The 24,444-nt window shown below is 44.6% G+C and carries 20 protein-coding genes; 5 read left to right on the forward strand and 15 right to left on the reverse strand.

Going from position 1 to position 24,444, the window contains the following annotated elements:
* Nucleotide 1 precedes the first annotated feature (1 nt).
* From purF to leuC, 14 genes are all read right to left on the reverse strand, one after another.
* On the reverse strand, nt 2-1,525 hold the full coding sequence (purF, locus tag VJY63_RS04255; protein ID WP_324048512.1) for an amidophosphoribosyltransferase: 1,524 nt from the start codon (nt 1,523-1,525) through the stop codon (nt 2-4).
* A gap of 11 nt (nt 1,526-1,536) precedes the next feature.
* On the reverse strand, nt 1,537-2,013 hold the full coding sequence (locus VJY63_RS04260) for a CvpA family protein (protein WP_324048513.1): 477 nt from the start codon (nt 2,011-2,013) through the stop codon (nt 1,537-1,539).
* A gap of 23 nt (nt 2,014-2,036) precedes the next feature.
* Complete coding sequence (locus VJY63_RS04265) at nt 2,037-2,585, reverse strand: SPOR domain-containing protein (RefSeq protein ID WP_324048514.1); 549 nt, start codon at nt 2,583-2,585, stop codon at nt 2,037-2,039.
* Between the two features lie 42 nt (nt 2,586-2,627).
* The gene (locus VJY63_RS04270) at nt 2,628-3,995 is read right to left on the reverse strand and encodes a folylpolyglutamate synthase/dihydrofolate synthase family protein (RefSeq protein WP_324048515.1); all 1,368 of its coding nucleotides are present in this window, start codon (nt 3,993-3,995) and stop codon (nt 2,628-2,630) included.
* Between the two features lie 7 nt (nt 3,996-4,002).
* On the reverse strand, nt 4,003-4,869 hold the full coding sequence (gene accD, locus VJY63_RS04275) for an acetyl-CoA carboxylase, carboxyltransferase subunit beta (RefSeq protein WP_324048516.1): 867 nt from the start codon (nt 4,867-4,869) through the stop codon (nt 4,003-4,005).
* 22 nt (nt 4,870-4,891) lie between these two features.
* Nucleotides 4,892-5,704 (reverse strand): tryptophan synthase subunit alpha, encoded by an 813-nt coding sequence (gene trpA / locus VJY63_RS04280; RefSeq protein WP_324048517.1) that lies wholly within the window; start codon nt 5,702-5,704, stop codon nt 4,892-4,894.
* 21 nt (nt 5,705-5,725) lie between these two features.
* Nucleotides 5,726-6,937: a tryptophan synthase subunit beta gene (gene trpB / locus VJY63_RS04285; RefSeq protein ID WP_324048518.1), complete on the reverse strand. Its 1,212-nt coding sequence runs from the start codon at nt 6,935-6,937 to the stop codon at nt 5,726-5,728.
* 11 nt (nt 6,938-6,948) lie between these two features.
* Nucleotides 6,949-7,557: a phosphoribosylanthranilate isomerase gene (locus VJY63_RS04290; protein ID WP_324048519.1), complete on the reverse strand. Its 609-nt coding sequence runs from the start codon at nt 7,555-7,557 to the stop codon at nt 6,949-6,951.
* A gap of 1 nt (nt 7,558) precedes the next feature.
* Nucleotides 7,559-8,509, reverse strand: a complete 951-nt coding sequence (truA, locus tag VJY63_RS04295) for a tRNA pseudouridine(38-40) synthase TruA (protein ID WP_324048520.1) — start codon at nt 8,507-8,509, stop codon at nt 7,559-7,561.
* A 1-nt stretch (nt 8,510) separates the two neighbouring features.
* Nucleotides 8,511-10,871: a FimV/HubP family polar landmark protein gene (locus tag VJY63_RS04300; RefSeq protein ID WP_324048521.1), complete on the reverse strand. Its 2,361-nt coding sequence runs from the start codon at nt 10,869-10,871 to the stop codon at nt 8,511-8,513.
* Between the two features lie 162 nt (nt 10,872-11,033).
* Nucleotides 11,034-12,140 (reverse strand): aspartate-semialdehyde dehydrogenase, encoded by a 1,107-nt coding sequence (gene asd, locus VJY63_RS04305; protein WP_324048522.1) that lies wholly within the window; start codon nt 12,138-12,140, stop codon nt 11,034-11,036.
* A gap of 24 nt (nt 12,141-12,164) precedes the next feature.
* Nucleotides 12,165-13,253: a 3-isopropylmalate dehydrogenase gene (gene leuB / locus VJY63_RS04310; protein WP_324048523.1), complete on the reverse strand. Its 1,089-nt coding sequence runs from the start codon at nt 13,251-13,253 to the stop codon at nt 12,165-12,167.
* A 21-nt stretch (nt 13,254-13,274) separates the two neighbouring features.
* On the reverse strand, nt 13,275-13,913 hold the full coding sequence (leuD, locus tag VJY63_RS04315; protein WP_324048524.1) for a 3-isopropylmalate dehydratase small subunit: 639 nt from the start codon (nt 13,911-13,913) through the stop codon (nt 13,275-13,277).
* A 2-nt stretch (nt 13,914-13,915) separates the two neighbouring features.
* Nucleotides 13,916-15,334 carry a 3-isopropylmalate dehydratase large subunit gene (gene leuC / locus VJY63_RS04320; RefSeq protein WP_324048525.1) on the reverse strand — a complete coding sequence of 473 codons (1,419 nt, stop codon included), beginning with the start codon at nt 15,332-15,334 and terminating at the stop codon, nt 13,916-13,918.
* A 121-nt stretch (nt 15,335-15,455) separates the two neighbouring features.
* Between leuC and VJY63_RS04325 the strand changes: the two genes are divergently transcribed.
* Nucleotides 15,456-16,346: a LysR family transcriptional regulator gene (locus VJY63_RS04325; RefSeq protein WP_324048526.1), complete on the forward strand. Its 891-nt coding sequence runs from the start codon at nt 15,456-15,458 to the stop codon at nt 16,344-16,346.
* Here the strand turns inward: VJY63_RS04325 and VJY63_RS04330 are convergent.
* The gene (locus tag VJY63_RS04330) at nt 16,333-18,384 is read right to left on the reverse strand and encodes a sensor domain-containing protein (RefSeq protein ID WP_324048527.1); all 2,052 of its coding nucleotides are present in this window, start codon (nt 18,382-18,384) and stop codon (nt 16,333-16,335) included. The two genes, VJY63_RS04325 and VJY63_RS04330, sit on opposite strands and share 14 nt — an antisense overlap.
* Before the next feature lie 229 nt (nt 18,385-18,613).
* Between VJY63_RS04330 and VJY63_RS04335 the strand changes: the two genes are divergently transcribed.
* The 4 genes from VJY63_RS04335 (at nt 18,614) to VJY63_RS04350 (ending at nt 24,441) form a co-directional block, all read left to right on the forward strand.
* Nucleotides 18,614-19,783 carry an isovaleryl-CoA dehydrogenase gene (locus VJY63_RS04335; RefSeq protein ID WP_324048528.1) on the forward strand — a complete coding sequence of 390 codons (1,170 nt, stop codon included), beginning with the start codon at nt 18,614-18,616 and terminating at the stop codon, nt 19,781-19,783.
* A gap of 178 nt (nt 19,784-19,961) precedes the next feature.
* The gene (locus VJY63_RS04340) at nt 19,962-21,569 is read left to right on the forward strand and encodes a carboxyl transferase domain-containing protein (RefSeq protein WP_324048529.1); all 1,608 of its coding nucleotides are present in this window, start codon (nt 19,962-19,964) and stop codon (nt 21,567-21,569) included.
* A 21-nt stretch (nt 21,570-21,590) separates the two neighbouring features.
* A complete protein-coding gene (locus VJY63_RS04345) occupies nt 21,591-22,379 on the forward strand; it encodes an enoyl-CoA hydratase-related protein (protein WP_324048530.1) in 789 nt (262 codons plus the stop codon).
* Nucleotides 22,380-22,410: 31 nt separating this feature from the next.
* Nucleotides 22,411-24,441, forward strand: a complete 2,031-nt coding sequence (locus VJY63_RS04350) for an acetyl/propionyl/methylcrotonyl-CoA carboxylase subunit alpha (protein ID WP_324048531.1) — start codon at nt 22,411-22,413, stop codon at nt 24,439-24,441.
* Nucleotides 24,442-24,444 lie beyond the last annotated feature (3 nt).

Below are 24,444 nucleotides of genomic sequence, written 5' to 3' on the forward strand. Positions count from 1 at the left end.
CTTAATCCTCTGTTTCTGCCGAGCTGTCATTGTGTAGATCAATTGCACAGTCCGCTGAATCATTGGCATTGTTATTAACGTCACTGCGCTGCTTTTCTAAGTTATTAAGGTAGGCTTGATCAATCCCACCCGTGATGTAATTGCCATCGAATACTGAACAATCAAACTGTTTAACGGCTGGATTAAGCTCTTTACAAGCATCAATCAAGTCGTTTAAATCTTGATAAACCAGCCAGTCAGCACCAATTAGCTTACAAATTTCTTCTTCCGTACGTCCATGAGCAATCAACTCTTTGGCCGCTGGCATATCAATACCATACACATTCGGATAGCGAACCGGTGGTGCTGCAGAAGCAAAATAAACCTTATTTGCACCCGCATCACGCGCCATCATAATAATTTCGTTACAAGTCGTACCACGCACAATGGAGTCATCCACTAACAGTACGTTTTTACCTTTAAACTCCATATCAATGGCATTGAGTTTTTGGCGCACTGATTTTTTACGCAGCATTTGCCCAGGCATAATAAAAGTACGGCCAATGTAACGGTTTTTAATAAAAGCTTCGCGGTAGGTTATACCCAAATGCTGAGCAAGCTCTAAAGCAGAGGTTCGACTGGTATCAGGAATCGGAATCACCACATCAATATCATGATTGGGCATAACGCGCTTAATTTTTTCAGCCAACTTTTCACCCATCTGCATCCGTGCATGATAGATATTAATGCCATCCATAATGGAATCTGGGCGTGCTAAATAAACGTGTTCAAAAATACAGGGTGAAAGCTGCGTTTTAGCCGCACAAATACGGGTATGCAGTTGACCTTGCATATCTAAATAAACCGCTTCACCCGGCTGTACATCACGAATCAGCTCAAAACCAACAGCATCTAAAGCCACGCTTTCTGAAGCAATCATGTATTCAGTGCCTTGGCTGCTTTCACGCTTGCCAATCACAATAGGACGAATCGCATTAGGATCACGAAAGCCTACCAAACCATAACCACTAATCATGGCTACAGCGGCATAACCCCCTTCGCAACGCTCGTAAAGGCGACTGATCGCTGAAAAGATGTCATCAGGCGTTAAACTCATGCCTTGCCTACTTAACTCGTGAGCAAAAACGTTAAGCAAAACTTCTGAATCAGAGTTGGTATTAATGTGACGTAAATCAGCACGAAAAACTTCTTCGCTTAATGCTTCTGAATTAGTCAAATTACCATTGTGCGCTAAAGCAATACCATAAGGCGAATTCACATAAAAAGGCTGAGATTCTGCTTCCGTTGCTGAACCTGCTGTCGGGTAACGCACATGACCTATCCCCATATTGCCAAATAGGTTTTTCATGTGGCGAGTACGAAACACATCCCTAGCCAAGCCGTTGCTTTTGCGTAGAAAAAAACGCCCTTTATCACAGGTCATGATACCGGCGGCATCTTGGCCTCTATGCTGCAACACAGTCAGACTATCGAACAGTAACTGATTTACCGACTCATGAGCCATAATGCCTGCTATTCCACACATGAAACTTTCACCTATCTTTTTGAATAATTTTCTAAATGCCCGGCGGTCCAGTCGCGTATTTGCTCCATATATGGCATAAGCTTTGATTCTTGCCACATTGACTGTTGGCGCAACTCAGTTAAGCTAGCAATCGCTACCAATAACACAACAATGACAATGCCGCGGAATAAACCAAAAAAAACACCAAAAAATTTATCGACTGTTCCCAAACCAATTTTTTGAATCAGCGTACCAAAAGCACTGGAAAGTACTTTAGTCGCTAATAGCACCACCACGGCAATAGCAACATAAGCCATGGCTAGCTGTATACCCGGCTCAGCAATCACCACCTCAAGGTGAGGTGCTAATTCAGGTCCTAATATGCGGGCGGCAAATAGAGCAACCAACCAACCGGCTAAAGAAATGGCCTGCTGTATAAAACCTTTCCAAAAAGCTAATAATACCGATGCACCAACAATGACCAAAATACCAATATCAATGGCATTCATACAAGGTCTCCTTAACCATAAAATCAATCATTAACAGTGGGTAAACTACCCTGAACTTTTGCTTCATATTCAGGCACATAACGGGTTAACAAGGTTTTAAGCCCTTGCACTTGCAGTAGTTGATCTTGATCTTCTCGACCCTGCTGCTGGTCAATATAAGGACCAACAAACACCACTGTTAGGCTATTTATTTTGCGCCAATACGCATGGTATTGCTGTTTTCCCAATTCACCGACCAAGCGTTTAGCGTTATCGGCATCACCAAAGGTAGCCACCTGTATTGTCCAAGCATCAACACCCCCTTCAGGATTAAGCCTTAAACCTGAATCAATTAATGCTTTATTATCAGCGACAACCTGTTGTTTTTGCTGCTCAGTTAAACTGTCGGGTAATATTGGTATTTTAGGTTTTTCAACATTGGACGTTATTGGCTTGGGTGGTTCTGGGGTAATTATTTTATCAGCAACGGGTATTTCTGGGCGCTTTTCTTCTAACAAAAAAGGCACAAAAATGACCGCTGCAGCAATCAAAATTACCGCACCTAATAAACGTTCTTTTAAGCCATAACGCATAAAGCTGATCTCACGGTACAAGCACTCACTAGGCAACAGTCACTATTCAACAGCCGTGTGTTTTAATTGCAGCAATACCTGTGCCAGTGTAAAAAAAGAACCCATAACCAACACTTCATCATAATCGACTTGCAACGCTTGTTGAGCCGTAGAAAAAGCTAAATCACCTTGGTCATTTAAGTCTGTCACCATCACTTGAGCACCCAGCGATTCTAATAAAGCCGCTAGTTTGTCGGCTTTAGCGGCACGCGATAAAGGTAAGCTAGTCACTATCCAAGCATCCACCCAAGGCAGCAAGGGTAACAAGGTGGCGTGTATATCTTTATCAGCCATCATTCCCACTAATGCTAAACGTTTTTTCTTACCTTGTTCAGCTAATCTAGCGGCTAAGTAACTGGCTGCTTCGGGGTTATGTGCCACATCTAATAACCACTGCCCTTCTCGCTGCATACGTCCGGTTAAACGGGCAGTTGCCAACCCATTTTTAATCGCCTGTTCTGTTAAGTTAGGGCACACCAGCAGCAAAGCTTGAATCGCTGTTGCAGCATTATCAGGGGGCAAAGGGTTACTGGGTAAATCAGAGAAGTAAACAGAGGTTTGTTCTTCAACGCCTAAATTAATCGTCGCACCAATGCCCTGCCAAGCCCAGTTACCTTCTGTATTGACAGTGCGTTGAAAGGCTTCCCATAATTGAAAAACTTGGCAATCTAAAGCTTCTGCAGCCAAGTAAACGCTATTGGGCAAGTTTAGACTACCCAATACCACTGGACGACTTTTACGAAAAATACCCGCTTTTTCTTGACCAATAATGTTTAAATCAGCACCCAAATAATTCATATGGTCTTGTGCCACAGTGACTAACACCGCCACGTCAGCATCCACGATATTTACGGCATCTAAGCGCCCACCTAAACCCACTTCTAAAAGCCATAAATCAACAGCAGCGTCTTGAAAAATCAACAAACCGGCTAAGGTAGCAAATTCAAAATAGCTTAAAGAAATCGGTTCTGCAGCCGGTGTTACACGCGCAGTTTCAATACGCAAAAAAGCAGTGGTCAGCGTGGTATCACTGACCGGCTGACCATTGAGCTTAATGCGCTCGTTAAAATGTAAAAAATGTGGCGAAGTGTAACTGCCGACCGTTAAACCTTGAGCAAGCGCCATAGATTCGGTGAGTGCCAGCGTCGAGCCTTTACCATTTGTGCCAGAAAAAGTGATAACTTTAGATAAGCCTTGCTGACGCGCTTCAAACAATAAAGGCAGTTTTAAGCGTTGCGCCACTGCCCTTACTCTTGCTAAACCTAAATCTATTTCACAAGGATGCAGATTTTCTAAATGTTTAAGCCAAGCTGCTAAGCTAGTTGATGAATCTAACGCTAAAGAAGCGCTTGGTGATAAATTAACAGTCACGAGGCGATCAACAAAAAGCAGGTTGTTGCGTCATTTTACGCAGCAAACCACCCAGTTTTGAAGGCAATTCACGGCGATGAATAATCATATCCACCGTACCGTGTGCTAACAAAAATTCGGCGCGTTGAAAGCCTTCAGGGAGTTTTTCTCTTACGGTTTGCTCAATAACACGCGGGCCTGCAAAACCACAAAGTGCGAAAGGTTCAGAGACATTCAAATCACCCAGCATGGCTAAAGAAGCAGAAACACCACCATAAACCGGGTCGGTTAATACTGAAATGTAAGGTACGCCTGCTTGTTTAAGGCGCTCTAATGCCGCCGACGTTTTTGCCATTTGCATCAGCGAAAAAAGCGCTTCTTGCATTCGCGCACCACCTGAAGCAGAAAAGCAAATCAAAGGAATACGCTCTTTTAAAGCCAGTTCAGCAGCGCGAACAAATTTTTCGCCAACCACAGAACCCATCGAGCCACCCATAAAATTAAACTCAAAAGCAACCGCAACAACAGACAAGCCGTCTAATTCACCCAACATAGCGATTAGCGCATCTTTTTCACCCGTTGCACGCTGAGCCGCGGTTAAGCGGTCTTTATACTTTTTAGAGTCACGAAATTTTAAACGGTCGACAGGTTCCAAATCACCAAATAATTCACTAGCGGTATTGGTATCTAAGAAGCCTTCTAAACGCTTACGCGCAGAGATACGCATATGATGATCGCACTTAGGGCAAACGTGCTGATTTTTTTCTAATTCAGGGCGGTAAATGGCTGAAGCACACTTAGGGCAATTACGCCATAAGCCTTCAGGCACGCTAGCCTTGCGATCATTGGCTTCAGAACGGATGATGGATGGAACAATGCGATTTAACCAGCTCATAATAAACTCTATAACCTAAATTTTATTTGGGTAATTGATCTAATGCTTGGCGCATTTCACTTAGTATTTTCGCCATAGCGGGCGCAATTTTTTCAGGCGTGTCGGCTAATTCAGCTACTTTGCTAACCAAGGCACTGCCCACAATAACACCGTCAGACACAGCACCTAAAGCAGCAGCCGTTGCACCATCACGAATACCAAAACCTACCGCAATAGGTAGTTCGGTAATACCCGCAAACTCATTTAAGCGTTCAGCCACTGCATCCACATCTAAAGTTGCAGAACCTGTAACGCCTTTGATGGATACATAATATAGGTAACCGGTGGTTGCCGCACAGATTTTTTTAGCCCGCTCAAGGGTGGTCGTCGGTGCTAGCAAAAAGATAGAATCCATTTGCTGAGCCGTTAATAACGCAGAAAATTCAACGGCTTCTTCGGGTGGTAAGTCAACCACCAGCACGCCGTCTAACCCAACTTTAGCCGCAGCATCTACAAACGTTGCATAGCCCAGCACTTCAATGGGATTTAAATAACCCATTAAAACAACGGGCGTGGTGTCGTTAGTTTTACGAAACTCAGCAACCATGCCTAGCACATCCACTAAACGTGTACCGTGCAATAAAGCCCTTTCACAGGCTTTTTGAATCACAGGGCCATCGGCCATCGGGTCTGAAAAAGGCACACCCAGTTCAATAATATCGGCACCAGCTTCAACCAAGGCGTGCATATAACCCAAGGTTGCATCTGGCTTAGGATCACCCGCAGTAATAAAAGGAATTAACGCCTTGCGTCCTTGCTGCTTTAAGTTAGCAAAGGTAGTTTTAATACGGCTCATGCTTTTCTCCATCAGACGCAGTTATAGGGTGATCCCTTGCATTTTAGCAACGGTCATAATGTCTTTATCGCCACGGCCCGACAAATTAACGATTAGGTGTTTGTCTGTGCCTAAGGTGGGCGCTAAACGCTTAGCAAAGGCTAAAGCATGGCTAGATTCTAAGGCCGGAATAATGCCTTCAAAAGAACACAAATCACCAAAAGCGTCCATCACTTCATCATCGGTAGCTATTTCATACTTAACACGGCCAACATCTTTTAAATAAGCGTGTTCAGGGCCGACACCTGGGTAATCTAAACCCGCAGAAATAGAGTGAGTTGGGGTAATCTGCCCAGCATCGTCTTCCATTAAATAAGTACGATTACCGTGTAAAACTCCAGGACGACCGGCATTTAAAGGCGCAGCATGACGACCCGAAGCGATACCTTCACCGCCCGCTTCAACGCCATACATTTCAACCTCATCATCGGTAATAAATGGATGAAATAAACCCAAAGCGTTAGAACCGCCACCAATGCAAGCAATTAATGCATCGGGTAAACGACCAATCTGTTTTAGTGATTGTTCACGCGCTTCACGCCCAGCCACTGCGTTAAAATCACGCACTAACATGGGGTAAGGGTGCGGGCCTGCAACCGTACCAATAATATAAAAGGTGTCGTCAACGTTAGTTACCCAGTCGCGCATGGCTTCATTCATGGCATCTTTTAGTGTTTTAGAGCCAGATTCTACCGCAAAAACTTCAGCACCTAATAACTTCATACGGTAAACATTAGGGGCTTGGCGCTGTACGTCTTCTGCACCCATATAAATTTGGCATTTTAAACCTAAACGTGCTGCAACAGTGGCTGTGGCAACGCCGTGTTGACCTGCGCCGGTTTCGGCAATAATGCGTTTTTTGCCAGAATACTTAGCCAATAAAGCTTGACCAACGGTATTATTAACCTTGTGTGCGCCAGTGTGATTCAAGTCTTCACGCTTTAGCCAAATTTGTGCGCCACCTAAATGCTTAGACCAACGCTCAGCGTGGTAAAGCGGCGAAGGACGACCCACATACTGTGCTAGATCTTTGTCAAATTCGGCCTGAAAGGCTGGGTCAGCACTTAAACGAGCATACTGCTCTTCTAGCTGTTCCAAAGCATAGCTCAGGGTTTCTGATACAAAACGACCACCATAAGGACCAAAATGGCCTTTCGCATCGGGCAAGTTTAGCAAATCAGCATATTTGGACACACTTTATCCCCTTAACTTCTAACCGCCTTAATAAAGGCATGAATTTTTATCGGGCATTTTATACCTCGACTGCTTTCAACTCCACCAGAAACATCCACTGCATAAGGCTGAGTGATCCGAATGGCTTCAGCAACATTATCTGGTGTTAAACCACCAGCAAGAATCCAGCTAGGTGATTCACTGGCTGGAAAGCGTTGCCAATCAAACACTTCACCCGTACCACCAGGAGTGCCCGGTGTGTAAGCATCAAGCAAAAAACCTCTGGCGCTGGGCCAACCTGCTGCTGCCTGTTCAGGATCAAAATCAGGTTTCATTCGCAGTGCTTTTATATAAGGCCGACCAAAGCTTTGGCAAAAAGCTTCAGTTTCATCGCCATGAAACTGTAATAAATCGAGCGGCACTTGTTCAAGTACAGCGTCTACCCAAGCGGGTTCAGGGTCAACAAATAAGCCAACCATCATCACAAAAGGGGGTAGCTGTTGAATAATTTTGGCGGCTTGTTCAGGTGCAATGGCTCTTGGGCTGGGTGGATAAAAAACAAATCCTAGGGCATCTGCACCCGCTTTAACAGCAGTTAAAGCATCATCGACTTGCGTTAAACCACACACTTTAATACGCACGCTAATCAGCATCCTTTTGCAAAGATGTAATTTTCTGCTGAGAACGGGTTAAATCACTGCGATACCATTCAGGCAAAAATTCTGGATAAGGATCATCGAGGTGTTCATCCGCTAGCAGATGCATAAAATGTGGCCCAAGTGGTTCTAGTGGTAAATTAAAGCGCTCTGGATAATGTGCTGCTACTAAATACAAACCTTCTGCGGGTGCTGTTATACCCGCTACAGCGCGTTGCTTTGCTTCTAGCAGTTCGGTTAACCATTCAACAGGGCGCTGCCCCTCACCCACGTCCATTAAAGCACCGGCAATATTACGCACCATGTGGTGTAAAAAAGCATTGGCTTGAATGTCTATAACAATTAACTGACCACGGCGATACACGCGAATAAAGTGCAGGTGTCGCCAAGGTGTGGATGACTGACAGCGTACCGAACGAAATGCCGAAAAATCTTTTTCACCCACTAACAATTGTGCTGCCTGATGCATTTTATCAGCATCTAAAGGTTTCGTGTGCCAAGTTAGCTGATCGTGCATTTGGGCAAAAGGCACGCTGCTGTTATAAATCACATAACGGTAACGCCTAGCTAACGCAGAGTGACGCGCATGAAAATTATCAACAACAGGCTGTGACCAACGAATACGAATATCGGGCGGCAGGTTATTATTAGTACCTAACACCCAAGCTCGACTTGGGCGAGCAACAGCCGTATCAAAATGAACCACCTGACAACAAGCATGAACCTCTGCATCGGTTCGACCAGCGCAGTGAACTGTAATCGGCTCTAAAGCTATTTTTTGTAAGGCTTTTTCAACCAAAGGTTGAATGCTAGGTACACCCGTGTGCTGCGCTTGCCAACCACGATAATTACTGCCCAAGTACTCCACACCCAAGGCAATGCGCCCTGATGCAGCATCATCAATAGCAAATAAAGTAAAAGGATCAGACAAAGGCATATTAATCAGATAAAACCTCTAGCATTTGCTGAGCCGTTGCTCTGCTATCAGCATCCCCTTGCTCAATGACTTTTTCTAAAATTTCTCTAGCGCCTTCTTGATCGCCCATTTCAATGTAAGCCGTTGCTAAATCTAGTTGCGTCGTTAAATCATTCTCAAAACTACTTAACTCTACATTACCTAAATCGCTTAAATCATTTAAACCACTAAAACCACCCAAATCATCTAAATCGGCTAGGTCATCTAAATCAGTTAAGTCGCTTAAATCATCCGTACCAGATGACTCTGGTGAATGTTCACTAAAAGCTTTTAACTCAGCTAAATTTTCATTTAAAGCCGCTAATTCTTCATCAATGCTTTGCGTATTATAAATATCTTTTGATTCATTAGCCGCTGTTGGTTCTGGCTCACTATCAAGATCAAGGTTATCTAAAGCCTGCATAAAATCATTCGCATCTGAATTATAATTAACAGGTTCAAAATTAGCAGAGGAATCGTTTTGGTCAGTTAACTCGTTAGCATCCAGTGGTTTTTCTAAATCTAAATCCGATTCCAAATCTAAATCTAAATCTAAACGCATAATATCAGAAGGATCAAGCTCTTCTAAATCAAAGCCATTGTTTTCTATTGGTTCATCTACGCTAGGCTGTAAAGGCGGCTTGCTAGCAATCAACTGATCTAACTCAGCTTCTAAAGGCTCTATCTCTGTTAAGTCATCTAAAGAATTATCTACATAAGCATCAAAACTTTCTAAATCAACAAAGGGTTCTTTATCTAAATTCAAATCACCTAAATCCATTTCATTTACCTCGTCCATTTCATTTACCTCGTCCATAGACCCAAAATTCATTGTTGCTAGGTCTAGGTCATTAAAATCTTCTTCATTCGCCTCCGCCTTAGACTGCTCGCTGACAACGTTAGCGGCGACAAAAAATGACGCTAATTCTTTAGCCCGTTCTAAAGCAGTAGTCGATGCTTGATTTTCTGCTAACTGCTGCTGCTGTTGACGAAAGGTTTCTTCATCGTTTAACTCAACCAATACTTCTAACAGTTTGAGGCGTAAATCTTCACGATCAGGTTCGTTAACTAAAGCTGTTTGTAAAAAACCTGCCGCTTGCTCTAAACGCCCATAAGCAATGAACGTTTCAGCTTCTTGTAGTGCATCACGCTCAGCAGGTGGCTGAAGTGGTGGCTGAAGTGGTGGCTGAAGTGGTTGAGCTTCGGATTCTTCGTCAAAATTACTCAATTCGTCTTCTAGGGAGTCCAAGTTAAAATTAGTATCCAGCGCAACAACCTCTAAATCATTCACAGGCTCAACAGGCTCAGCAGCCGTTGCATTAACTTGATCTATCACAGGGCTAGCTGAATCAGTAGGCGTAACGGGGGCAACAGCAGGGCTAGGTTTATTAGCTGCTTTTAATTTTTTACGTGTTGAAATAAGCGCCCATAACAAACCCAACAACAATAAAACCGAACCACCTAGCGCCGTATAAAGCACCGATTGATTTTTAATTTGGCTAGCTAAATCATCAGGTACAGGTACTTTAGGCATAATAACGGGGCTAATGCGGGGTTCAGTTTGTCCTAAGACCAGTTGTTTTTCCATGTCAGTTAGCTGCTGATCTTTCAATTGAATCAATTGCTGCAAGGTGCTGACTTGCTGTTGCATATTAGAAATGCGTTCAGCTAATTCATCTTTTTCACGTTCAGCAATTTGTAAATTTTCTTCACTGCTGGCTAAGTCATTTTGTAATTGATTAATGCGTTGTTGCTGCGCGGCGCTGATTTTATTAGCTTCATCAGCCTTAGCTGCTTCATTAGTATTGGGTGCCACTAAGGTTAAATCACGCAATTCTGGTTCTGGTGCTGCGGGTTTAGATTGGTCAGCTACACTAGGCGCTTTAGGTTTAACAAGTGGCGTTTTAATAACCGGAGCGGGTGCTGTTCGGCTTGCTACCCACGCTTGATTTTGGCGACGTACTTCTTGCTCTGCTTCCATCGCGCTACGGCGAGTCATGGCTTGCGTAGAAGGAATAATGATAGGATTGCCGATTTCCATTTCATTAATATTACCCGAAGGAAAGGCTTTAGCATTGGCATCACGTATGGCAAGCATTGCTTGTTTAATGGTGACATTATTATTGGGCCTATTGGTACGTGCAATGCTCCACAAAGTATCTTTAGATCCAATTTTTACTGTGCGCTGACGATTAGGCGTAGCCGTTGTAGAGGCGAAAGCAGTACGCAATTCTTCCTTGCTTAGTGCAACCGAGTCAGAAGTCGCATATAAAGGCACAGCCACTAAACCTGCTGTTAACCCGACCAGCAACCAAGATCGAACACCGTTCAACTTACTTTGCATAAACCCTGCCTCATACCTTGTATAACCCAGCGAAGCGTAGAAAAAACCATTTCTTCTACAAATTTTATTAAGTAAGCGTTTTTAACAGCTTTTACGCGCTTTGTCATCGCTGATTTAAAAAAACGGCAGCCAAAGCTGCCGCTTTGTGTACTTATTACTATTTTAACGCTCTAAAAGAATGCGTAACATTCTTCTTAACGGTTCTGCAGCACCCCATAACAACTGGTCGCCCACAGAAAATGCCGATAGGTACTGAGATCCCATGTTCATTTTGCGTAAACGACCGACTGGAACAGATAAAGTTCCGGTAACTGCGGTTGGGCCTAGGTCACGAATCGACGCTTCACGTTCGTTAGGCACTACTTTTACCCAGTCATTATGCGCTGCTAGCAGGCCATGAATTTCATCCATAGGCACATCTTGCTTTAACTTAATGGTAAAGGCTTGGCTATGGCAACGCATCGCACCAATACGCACACAAAGGCCATCAATAGGAATAGGATTGTTGGCCAAACCTAAAATTTTATTGGTTTCGGCATGGCCTTTCCATTCTTCACGGCTTTGTAAGTTATCTAGCTGAGTGTCTATGTAAGGAATTAAGCTTCCCGCCAAAGGCATTCCAAACTTATCGGTTGGGAAGTCTGGCGAACGCATCGCCGCAGCAACTTTACGGTCGATATCTAAAATAGCTGAAGCTGGGTCTGCCAATTCACTAGCCACTGAATCACGCAAAGCGCCCATTTGGTTCAGCAATTCACGCATATTTTGTGCGCCAGCGCCAGAAGCTGCTTGATAAGTCATGGAGGTCATCCATTCAATCAAGCCTTTATCAAACAAACCACCCAGACTCATAAGCATTAAACTAACTGTACAGTTACCGCCAACAAAGGTTTTTATGCCTTTTTGTAAACCTGCATCAATGACCTTACGATTCACTGGGTCTAGCACAACAATGCTGTCGTCTGCCATACGCAAGCTAGAAGCTGCGTCTATCCAATAGCCTTTCCAGCCCGCCGCACGTAAAGGACCATACACTTCAGTGGTGTAATCACCACCTTGGCAAGTCAAAATAACGTCTAACTTTTTAAGCGCGTCTAAATCAGTAGCGCTTTGCAATGGCTGACCATTTGGGCCCGCTTTACCTGCCTGAGAGGTTGTAAAATAAACCGCCTCAATCAAGTCAAAATCATTTTCTTCCTGCATCCGCTGCATAAGTACCGAACCGACCATCCCGCGCCAGCCAACTAAACCTACCGTGAGTTTACGCATAGTATCCTCTTATTTAAGTGCTTTTTATTTAAGTACTTTTAAAGCTTTAACAACAGCAGCACCCATTTCGGCTGTGCCCACTTTAGTCATACCATTCGATAGTATATCAGCAGTACGCAAACCTTGATCTAACACATCGCTAACAGCTTGCTCGATTTTATCGGCAACATCACTATGATCAAATGAGTAGCGTAGCATCATGGCCACCGATAAAATACACGCCAAGGGGTTAGCCATATCTTTACCAGCAATATCCGGCGCTGAGCCGTGGCAAGGCTCGTACATACCTTTAGCATTTTCATCTAAAGATGCGGAAGGCAACATACCGATAGAACCGGTTAGCATGGCCGCTGCATCCGATAAAATATCACCAAACATATTACCAGTAACCATCACATCAAATTGTTTAGGCGCACGTACTAGCTGCATGGCCGCGTTATCAACGTACATGTGCGACAGTTCAACATCTGGGTAGTCTTTAGCCACTTCTTCCATCACATCACGCCATAGCATGGTCACTTCTAGCACGTTGGCTTTATCGACCGAACATAAACGCTTGTTACGTTTACGTGCCATTTCAAAAGCAACTCTGGCAATGCGGCGAATTTCACTTTCTGAATAAACGTAAGTGTTAAAACCTTCTTTTTCGCCATTTTCTAAGGTACGAATACCCCGTGGCTGACCAAAGTAAATGCCACCGGTTAGCTCACGTACTATCATAATATCTAAACCTGAAACCACTTCAGGCTTAAGGCTAGAAGCATCGGCTAGCTGAGGGTAAAGCAGGGCTGGGCGAAGGTTTCCAAACAAGGCTAATTCTTTACGAATACCGAGCAAGCCACGCTCTGGGCGCAGACTAATATCGGGCAATTTATCCCACTTAGGGCCGCCCACAGCGCCTAGTAAAATAGCATCGGCGGCTTGTGCTTTAGCCAAAGTTTCAGGCGGCAAAGGATGACCGGCTGCATCATAAGCAGAACCGCCCACCAAGCCTTCTTCCCAGCTAATATCAACACCAAAATCATCACGGCAAATTTCCATTACTTTTACCGCTTGGGCAGTAATTTCAGGGCCAATACCATCACCCGGTAACACTAGAATATGTTTAGTCATTACAATTCTCTTTCAATAAATTTAGGCAAAAATCCACGGGGTTACTTTAGCGCGTGCTTCTTCATAAGCTTTGATGTCGACTGCATCTTTTAGCGTTAAGCCGATATCGTCTAAGCCTTCAATTAAGCAATGCTTACGGAACTGATCCATTTCAAAACTTAATACTTCACCGCTTGGCGTAGTCACTGTTTGCGCTGGTAAATCGACTAATAAACGGTAGCCTTCTGTGGCTTCTACTTCGTTAAACAGGCGATCAATCGTGGCATCGTCTAGCTGAATTAACAGCAGGCCATTTTTGGGTGCGTTATTAAAGAAAATATCTGCAAAGCTGGGTGCAATAATGGCGCGAAAGCCGTAATCAACCAATGCCCAAGGTGCGTGCTCGCGTGACGAACCACAACCAAAGTTAGCACGAGATAACAGCACTTCACTGTTTTTAAAACGTGGCTGATTCAGTACAAAGTCTTTATTCAAGGGGCGATTGCTTGCATCTTGCCCGGGAAAGCCTTCGTCTAAATAACGCAGCTCATCAAACAAGTTAGGGCCAAAGCCAGTGCGCTTGATGGATTTTAAAAACTGCTTAGGAATAATCAGGTCAGTATCCACGTTGGCTCTATCTAAAGGCGCAACCAAACCATTTAATTGGGTAAACTTTTCCATTCTTAACTCCACTCACGAACGTCAACAAAATGACCGGCAATTGCCGCTGCTGCTGCCATCGCTGGGCTTACTAAGTGGGTACGACCACCATAGCCTTGGCGACTTTCAAAGTTACGATTAGAAGTCGAAGCACAATGCTCACCCTGACCTAACTTATCGGCATTCATCGCTAAACACATAGAGCAACCCGGCTCACGCCATTCAAAGCCCGCTTCAATAAAGATTTTATCTAAACCTTCTTCTTCGGCTTGCTTTTTAACCAAACCAGAACCCGGCACTACCAAAGCCTGCATTAAAGTTGATGCAACTTTACGACCTTTAGCCACTTCAGCCGCAGCACGTAGGTCTTCAATGCGTGAGTTGGTGCAAGAACCAATAAAGACTCTATCGAGCTTAATATCAGTAATTGCTTGATTGGCTTTTAAACCCATGTATTTTAAAGCCGATTCCCAGCTTTTACGTAGATTCTCATCGCCAGCCTTAGCAGGGTCGGGTACACGACTATTCACTGAGCCGACCATTTCTGGCGAAGTACCCCAGCTTACTTGCGGCTCAATTTTGGCAGCATCTAACTTAACCACTTTATCGAACTTGGCATCAGCATCAGAATGCAATGTTTTCCACCATTCAACCGCTAAATCCCAATCTTTACCCTTAGGTGCAAAAGGACGACCTTCAACGTAATCAATCGTGGTTTGGTCACAACCCACCAAGCCTACACGCGCACCGGCTTCAATCGCCATATTACAAATGGTCATACGGCCTTCCATTGACAGGTCGGCAATGGCAGAACCGGCAAATTCCATGGCATAACCTGTACCACCCGCTGTACCAATTTCACCAATAATGGCCAGTACTATGTCTTTAGCGGTCACGCCCTTTTGCAACTCGCCATCTACCTGAATCAGTAGGTTTTTCATTTTGCGCTGAATTAAGCACTGGGTTGCTAAAACGTGTTCAACTTCTGACGTACCCACCCCGTGGGCTAACGCAGCAAATGCACCATGAGTTGCCGTGTGCGAATCACCACACACCAGCGTCATGCCGGGAAGTGTTGCACCTTGTTCTGGGCCAACGACGTGAACAATACCTTGGCGCAAATCGTTAATTTTAAATTCAGTAATACCAAAAGCTTCACAGTTATCATCCAAGGTTTGCACTTGAATACGTGACGTTTCATCTTCAATTCCACTCACACCCTGCGCCCGCTCTTTAAGCGTTGTTGGCACGTTATGGTCTGGCGTGGCTAGGTTTGCCGATAAGCGCCAAGGTTGGCGGTTCGCTAAACGTAAGCCTTCAAAGGCTTGGGGTGAAGTCACTTCATGCAATAAATGACGGTCAATATAAATAAGCGCCGTACCATCATCACGCTGTTTAACTAGGTGGGCATCCCACAATTTGTCATATAGGGTTTGAGCCATTTTTTTCTTCTCCTCAATGGGTAGCCTTTATTTAGGCTTGCTAACATCTTAATGGTTGGGCTTTAATAAAACCAATTCATAGCATTCATATTAAGCATAACTTTTTGGAATACTAATTAAAGTGGACATTCAATCCTTACAAGCGTTTGTTGCGGTTGCCGAGCAGGAATCTTTTTCACGCGCTGGCGATGCATTGCACCTAACCCAGCCAGCAGTTAGCAAACGTATTGCCAGCCTTGAAGAACAACTTAACCAAAAGCTGTTTGATCGCATTGGTCGCAACATTAAACTGACCCAAGCCGGTAACGCACTTTTGCCTAGAGCAAGGCATTTGTTAGCCGATTTAAAAGATACGCGCCGGATGCTGGCTAATTTAAGTGGTGAAATTCAAGGCTCGCTTATTTTAGCAACCAGCCACCATATTGGCCTACACCGCTTACCGCCTTTATTAAAAGCCTTTACCCAAGCCCACCCCCAAGTAAAGCTCGATATGCGCTTTCAAGATTCTGAACAGGCTTATGCAGGTGTATTAACTGGCAATTTAGAATTGGCAATCGTAACGCTAGCACCCCAACCCGACCCAGCCTTGGTCGTCGTACCTGTTTGGTTAGATCAACTTAGGTTTGTGGTGGCTAAAGACCACCCTTTAAGCCAGCAAGCTAATTTAAAGTTAGAAGATTTAACCCAGCACGATGCGGTATTACCGGGGCAGCAGACTTTTACCCGTGGCATAGTAAGCAAAGTATTCAAAGAACAAGGATTGGAATTAAATGTAACGCTATCGACCAATTATATGGAAACCATAAAAATGATGGTCTCGATAGGTTTGGGTTGGAGTTTGCTGCCTGAAACGTTGATTGATGAAAGCTTAGCAGTGCTAAAACTGGATCATCAACCCATTACCCGTCCACTGGGTTTTTTGTACCACCGCGAGCGCACCCTATCGAATGCCGCACATCAAATGATTCAGCTTTTATTAGGACTTAAAAACCTCAAAACTAACAAGGTTTAAGTAACTTTATCAACTCTAACTCTGGTAAGGGTTTGTAATACAAAAAGCCTTGCGCCTGCTGACAACCCATCGCTAATAACTGCATGGCTTGGGTTTCTTCTTCAACGCCTTCAGCAACCAAATCTAATTTAAGGTTATGCGCCAACTGCACAATGGTTTGTACAATGCTTAGGCTAATATCATCGGACCCCATATCCACTACAAAAGAACGGTCTATTTTTAGCGTTGAAAGCGGTAGTTTACGTAGATAAGAAAGACTGGAGTAGCCAGTACCAAAGTCATCTAAAGCAATACGAAAACCTTTTTCCTGTAACTCACTAAGCGTACTTAATGCACACAATTCATTTTGCATTAAACCTGTTTCAGTGATTTCTAACTCAAAACAATCTACGCTTAATCCATAATTTTTAATCGTGGCATTCAACCAAACTGGAAACTCTTTTTGTTCTAGCTGCTGTACTGCAACATTAATCGCCACTCTAGGCAGCACTAACCCCGCATCACGCCAGCGCACCATAGCGCGGCAAGCTTCCTGAACCACCCAAGCACCTATTTCAACAATCAGCCCAGACTCTTCTGCCAAAGGGATAAATACCGCGGGTGATAAAGCCCCTAATTCTGGGTGTTGCCAACGAATTAAGGCTTCAACACCATAAACTTGTTGATCAACCAACTGTACTTTAGGTTGAAAATGTAAACTTAAACCTTCACCCGTAATAGCAATACGCAATGCCTGTTCAAGTTTTAATAACTTACGGGCTTCATCACTCATTTTATGGTCAAAAAAGCGGAAAGTATCGCGCCCTGCGTGTTTAGCTTCATTTAAAGCCGTTTGTGCATTGGTTAATAATGTATCGGTATCCTCACCATCTTCGGGATAAAAAGCGACGCCAATCGAAGGACTTAAAGTAACTTGCTTATCATCAATGGCAACTGGCTGTTGGAGCTTTTGTTTTATTTCATCCGCTAGCTGTGTAATGTCATGGATAGACTCGTAATCTTCAATTAACAAAGCAAACTCATCGGCACCCACTCGCACCAAAGTATCAGCATCACCCACTAGATCTAGTAGCTTGTTGCTTTGTTCACTTATTAGCTTATCGCACCAATTATGCCCAAAGGTTTCATTAATAATTTGAATATGACCTAAATCAAGTAGCAATAAAGCCAACTCTTCGCCTTGGCTTTTAGCTTGGCGTACAGCATGGTTTAAACGTTCTTTTAATTGGTGACGATTACCCAAGCCCGTTAATACATCGTGATGCACCAAATGCTGTATCTGTGCTTCTTTAGCACGCAACTCGCTTAAATCATGAATAATGGAGATATAGTTTTCTATTACACCGCGCTCATTACGCACACAATTAATAGAAAGCCATTGTAAATACACACTGCCGTCTTTACGGCGATTCCAAACTTCACCCTGCCAACGATCAAATTCTGCAATACTTTCCCACATGGCATCATAAAAAGCTTTATCGTGGTGATTAGAGCGCAACAAGCTAGGTGTTCTACCTAAAACTTCTTCGGGCTGGTAGCCAGTTATTTCAGTAAATGCAGCATTAACCTGCTGAATCTTGGCTCTACCATCAGTCACCATGATCCCTTCAATGGTTGATTCAAAAACGCGTACCGCTAAGCGTTGCTGCGACTCAAAAATCTTCCTACGGCGCAAATCTCTGGCAATGGCTGTAATCCACAAGATTTCACCCGCAATATTCAGGTGTGGAATAATAGTTAAATAACTAGGAAATTCTTCACCTTTTAAATCACAAAACGTTAATTCACCTTCCCAAGTTTTTTTATCCGTAATCAATTGCGGAATAATGCCTTCATTAATGGTTTGGTAAACGTCAAGGGAATGCAGATTACGCACATAGATTCTTTCTAAATCTAAATTAAGCGCAACAGGAATACCTAACATTCGGCGACCCGCCAAATTTAAATACATTAGACGCTGATCTAACGAAATAGTGGCGATCAATTCATTGGAAGCTTCTAATATAGCCTGCTGGCGGCTTAGGATTTCAAAGGTCAAAGTATCTCTCATGATTTAAAAATAGCATCAATGGCAATATTGCTTGAGTTGGATAGATTATGACTAGAACAACAAAATAACAACACTCAGGCTAGGGTTTTCTGGTTTTTATGAGTAAATGACGATTCATTCAGAAAATTTAACTTTACGTTAACGTCAACTTACCCTAAAGTTAATTAACTAAAAACAAAGCAATTTATTTATACCAAAACCAGCAGAGGGACACACCATGCAATCCATTTTTAAAGATATGAACTTCGGTTTGGACGATGACTTAAATATGCTGCGCGAATCTATTAATGCTTTCGCTGCTGCGGAAATTGCACCACGCGCGGCTGAAATTGACAAAAACAATGAATTCCCTATGGATCTTTGGAAAAAATTCGGTGATATGGGCTTACTAGGCATCACCGTTCCTGAAGAGTTCGGTGGTTCTGGCATGGGTTATTTAGCACATTCTATCGCAGTTGAAGAAATTTCTCGTGCATCAGCTTCGGTTGGCTTGTCTTACGGCGCACATTCAAACCTTTGTGTTAACCAAATTAAAATTAACGGCACGCAAGCGCAAAAAGAAAAATACCTACCTAAACTTTGCTCTGGCGAACATATTGGTGCTTTGGCTATGTCTGAGCCAAATGCCGGTTCAGACGTAGTCAGCATGAAACTACGTGCCGACAAGAAAGGTGACAAGTACATTCTAAACGGTAACAAAATGTGGATCACCAATGGTCCGGATGCTCACACCTTTGTTATCTACGCTAAAACCGACACCTCTGCTGGTTCTAAAGGCATTACCGCGTTTATCGTTGAAGGCGATTCGCCCGGTTTTTCACGTCACCAAAAATTAGACAAACTGGGTATGCGTGGCTCTAACACTTGTGAATTAGTTTTCCAAGATTGCGAAGTGCCTGCAGAAAACGTACTCGGTGAAGTGGGTAAAGGTGTTCGTGTACTCATGAGCGGCCTAGATTTTGAACGTACTGTTTTAGCTGCTGGTCCTATCGGCATCATGCAGGCGGCTATGGATATCGTGGTTCCTTATATTCACGAACGTAAGCAGTTTGATCAGTCCATTGGTGAATTCCAGTTAGTGCAAGGCAAAATTGCCGATATGTACACCACCATGACGGCTTGCCGCGCTTATTTATATGCTGTTGCGGCAGGTTGTGACCGTGGCGAAGTCAGCCGCAAAGATGCTGCTGGCGTTATTCTTTATTGTGCTGAAAAAGCGACTCAGGTTGCCTTGGATTCTATTCAACTGCTTGGCGGTAATGGTTACACCAATGAATATGCTACGGGTCGTTTACTGCGAGATGCCAAACTCTACGAAATTGGCGCAGGTACCAGTGAAGTACGTCGCATGTTGATTGGGCGTGAGATTTTTAACGAGTCTCGCTAGCCTCAAACGAACTGCTTTTAGCCACGGATTACACAGATAGGTGGTTTTGTAGGTCAGTCTTTAGGCTGACAAGCTTTGTCTTTGTCGCCCTAAAGGGTCGACCTACTCGCCACCAAACAGCAGCTACACTCTAATCGAAGCCACCCAGCTGCACTATTACAATAAAAGGATCACTGAAATGACTGTGATTAAAACGCAGGTAAATACCCGAGCGCCGCAGTTTGCTGAAAACGAAGCCGCTATGCGTGAAGTAATTGCCGATTTGCACAAAAAATTAGGCGAAGTAAAACAAGGTGGTGGCGCTAAAGCACAAGAACGTCACCTAAGCCGTGGCAAACTTTTACCGCGTGAACGCATTGAACGCCTACTTGACCAAGGCGCACCTTTTTTAGAGTTTTCACAACTTGCCGCCCTTGATGTGTACGATGATTTTGTACCCAGCGCCGGTATAATAACCGGCATTGGCCGTGTTTCTGGTGTGGAGTGCATTATTGTAGCCAACGATGCCACCACCAAAGGCGGTACTTATTATCCGCTAACCGTTAAAAAGCACCTAAGAGCACAAGAAATTGCTCGCAAAAACCGCCTACCCTGTATTTACCTAGTCGATTCCGGCGGTGCTAACCTACCCAACCAAGATGAAGTTTTCCCCGACCGAGATCACTTCGGGCGTATTTTCTACAACCAAGCGACTATGTCTAGCGAAGGCATTCCACAAATTGCTTCGGTTATGGGCTCTTGTACTGCCGGTGGTGCTTATGTGCCGGCCATGGCGGATGAATCCATTATCGTTAAAGAACAAGGCACTATTTTTCTAGCCGGCCCACCACTGGTAAAAGCTGCCACAGGTGAAGTTGTAACGGCTGAAGACCTAGGTGGAGCTGATGTTCACGCACGAATTTCTGGTGTGGTCGATCACTACGCCCTAAGCGATGAACACGCCCTACAATTAGTACGCCGTGCCGTTAGCCGCTTGAATTGGAAAAAACTGGGTGAACTCGACATTCAACCTTCACGCCCACCGCTTTACGACCCAGAAGAAATCTACGGCATAGTCGGCACAGATCTTCGCAAACCTTACGATGTACGTGAAGTCATTGCCCGTGTGGTTGATGGTTCAGAGTTTGATGAATTCAAACGTTGGTACGGTGAAACGCTAGTCACTGGCTTTGCACGTATTCACGGCTACCCAGTCGGTATTCTGGCCAATAATGGCGTACTTTTTTCAGAGTCCGCTCAAAAAGGCGCTCACTTTATCGAGCTTTGCGCTCAGCGTGGCATTCCTCTTGTGTTCCTACAAAACATCACCGGCTTTATGGTGGGTTCACGTTACGAACATGAAGGTATCGCTAAACACGGTGCCAAAATGGTCACCGCGGTTGCCTGTGCTCAAGTACCCAAATTCACCATTTTAATTGGTGGTAGTTTTGGTGCGGGTAACTACGGTATGTGTGGTCGTGCTTATGATCCTAACTTTATGTGGATGTGGCCGAATGCCCGTATTTCGGTGATGGGTGGCGAACAAGCTGCCAACGTACTAGCGCAAGTTAAACGTGAGCAGCACGAGCGTAACGGCACTGAATGGTCTGAAGCAGAAGAAGAAGCTTTCAAAAAGCCCACCCGTGAAATGTACGAGCACCAAGGCCACCCCTACTTTGCCAGCGCACGTTTATGGGATGACGGTATTCTTGACCCCATTCAAACCCGTGACACTCTAGGTTTAGCCATTTCAGCTTCATTAAATGCCGCTAATAAACCAACACGTTTTGGCGTGTTCCGTATGTAAGCGCAGCTAAAGGAAAATGAAATGACCACCACTAATCAACCCGTTCTACTAACTATTGACCAGCGTGGCGTGGCTTATTTAACACTTAATCGCCCAGCTATCCATAACGCTTTTGATGACCACCTAATAGCAGAAATTCTTAATCAGCTAGCAATAGTGCGAGAAGCAAAAGCCCGAGTGTTAGTTTTTGGATCAGAAGGCAAAAGCTTTTCTGCCGGTGCCGACCTAGGTTGGATGAAACGCATGGCAGAATACAGCCAAGCTGAAAATAAAAAAGATGCCCAAGAACTCGCCAGACTAATGCACGAACTCGACACCCTGCCCTGCCCCACTATTTGCCGTGTGCAAGGGGCTGCCTATGGTGGTGCTGTTGGCTTAGCCGCTTGTTGCGATTTGGTTGTCGCCACACCCAAAGCCCGTTTTTGCTTATCTGAAGTAAAAATTGGCTTATCGCCCGCCGTTATTAGCCCTTATGTGGTTAGAGCTTTAGGTGTGCGAGCCATGCGCCGCTACGCCTTAACCGCCGAAGTGATAAACGTAGAAAAAGCCCAACAACTAGGCTTGGTTGATGAAGTGGTTGCCGAAGAAGCGCTCGATGCTGAAATAGAACAACTGGTAAAAGTTTTGCTCGCCAATAGCCCGCAAGCCGTCGCCCACACCAAAGCGCTAGTTCACTTTGTTGCCGACCGCCCAGCCGACTTAACAACACAAGACTACACTACCGATTTAATCGCCAAAATCCGTGTATCAGCCGAAGGCCAAGAAGGACTGAGTGCATTTTTTGCCAAGCGCTCGCCCAAATGGCAGTAATTAACCCTTTTGACTTAAAGAGGAACGCACCATGTTCCGTAAGATCCTAATTGCCAACCGTGGCGAAATTGCTTGCCGCGTAATACGTACCGCCCACCAGATGGGCATTCGCTGTGTTGCTGTTTACTCCGATGCCGACCGTGATTCTTTACACGTAAAAATGGCCGATGAAGCCGTTTACTTAGGCGCAGCACCAGCGCGTGACAGCTACCTAATGCTAGATAAAGTAATTGCAGCAGCTAAACAAACAGGCGCTGAAGCCATTCATCCTGGTTATGGTTTTTTATCTGAAAACAGCCAATTTGTAGAAGCTTGCGATGCCGCTGGCATTGTCTTTATTGGCCCCCCCATTAAAGCCATTGAAGCGATGGGTTCTAAATCTGCAGCCAAAATCATTATGGAAAAAGCCGGTGTGCCGCTAGTACCCGGCTACCACGGCAAAGATCAATCGCCTGAGCTTATTAAAGCTGAAGCCGAAAAAATTGGCTACCCAGTGCTACTAAAAGCCACTGCAGGTGGTGGTGGTAAGGGAATGCGTATAGTTGAAAAAGCCAGCGACTTTGACGAAGCCCTAGCCGCAGCCAAGCGTGAAGCCATGAATGGTTTTGGCGATGACACCATGCTGGTTGAAAAATACCTCGTTAAACCGCGCCACGTTGAATTTCAAGTCTTCTGTGATTCACAAGGCAACGGTGTTTATCTGTTTGAACGCGACTGTTCAGTACAGCGTCGCCACCAAAAAGTGATTGAAGAAGCGCCAGCACCGGGCATGAGCGAAGAACTGCGTGCCAAAATGGGTGATGCCGCCCTTAAAGCCGCGCAAGCCATTGGCTATGTAAACGCTGGAACGGTCGAATTTCTATTAGATGCTGATGGCAGCTTCTTCTTTATGGAAATGAACACTCGTTTGCAGGTTGAGCACCCCATCACCGAAATGATTACGGGTGAAGACTTGGTGGCTTGGCAGTTAAAAATAGCCGCTGGTTTACCATTACCTAAGCAACAAAAAGATTTACAAATTCATGGCCATGCGTTTGAAGCCCGTATTTATGCTGAAGACCCAGACCAAGACTTTTTACCAGCAACGGGCACACTTAGCTATGTGCGCACCCCAGCAGAAACCCGTCATGTGCGTGTCGATACGGGTGTGTTAGAAGGCGATGAGGTTAGCATTTATTACGACCCAATGATTGCCAAGCTAATTGTTTGGGACATTAACCGCGAAGCTGCATTAAGCCGCATGGCACAAGCGTTAAGTGAATACCGCATTGCTGGCGTAAAAACCAATACCCGTTTTTTAAAACGTTTAGCAGAATCAGCACCCTTCCAACGCTTTGATGTCGACACAGGTTTTATTGAACGCAACGAAGACCTACTCTTCACCAAAAAAGGCGGCAGCTACAATCCCAATCTATTAGCTTTAACCGCGCTTTATGCACTACTAAAGCTAGACCAAGAACGCCAAGCAGAAGCCAAGCATTCGATTGATCCTTATTCACCTTGGCACGGTTTTGGTGGCTGGCGAATGAACACCGACCCTAGCTTAAACCTACGCTTTGCAGTTGAAGGACAAGAAGAGCCAGTTGACATTCGTGTTATCGCCAAAAGCAACAGCGCCAAAAATTTCTGGACAGTTTTTGTAGGTGAACACAAGTTGCTGGTTGAAGGCTGTCTAACCGATGATTGCCTTAACGCCGTGGTCAATGGTCATCACCGCACCATTCACGTTGCTGACTTAAATAATGCCCTAACGCTATTTACTAACGAAGAACACTTCACTTGCCAGTGGTTGCGTCCTGATTTAGACAGCCACGAGTTTGAAGAAGCCACCGCCAGCCTAACAGCACCCATGAACGGTTCTGTAGTAACGCTACTGGTTGAAGCCGGTGCAGAAGTTAAAAAAGGTGATTCGCTGATTGTTATTGAAGCCATGAAAATGGAACACACCCTAAGCGCACCAGCCGATGGTAAAGTGGCAGAATTCTTCTTTGCCGCCGGTGATTTAGTGTCGCAAGGGGCAGAGCTGCTTAAATTTGAAGCAGACGAAGCAGCAGAGGCTTAAATT

Origin of the sequence: Marinospirillum sp. (genome assembly GCF_035271045.1) — a bacterium.
In the GTDB taxonomy this organism is placed as follows: Bacteria; Pseudomonadota; Gammaproteobacteria; order Pseudomonadales; family Halomonadaceae; genus Marinospirillum.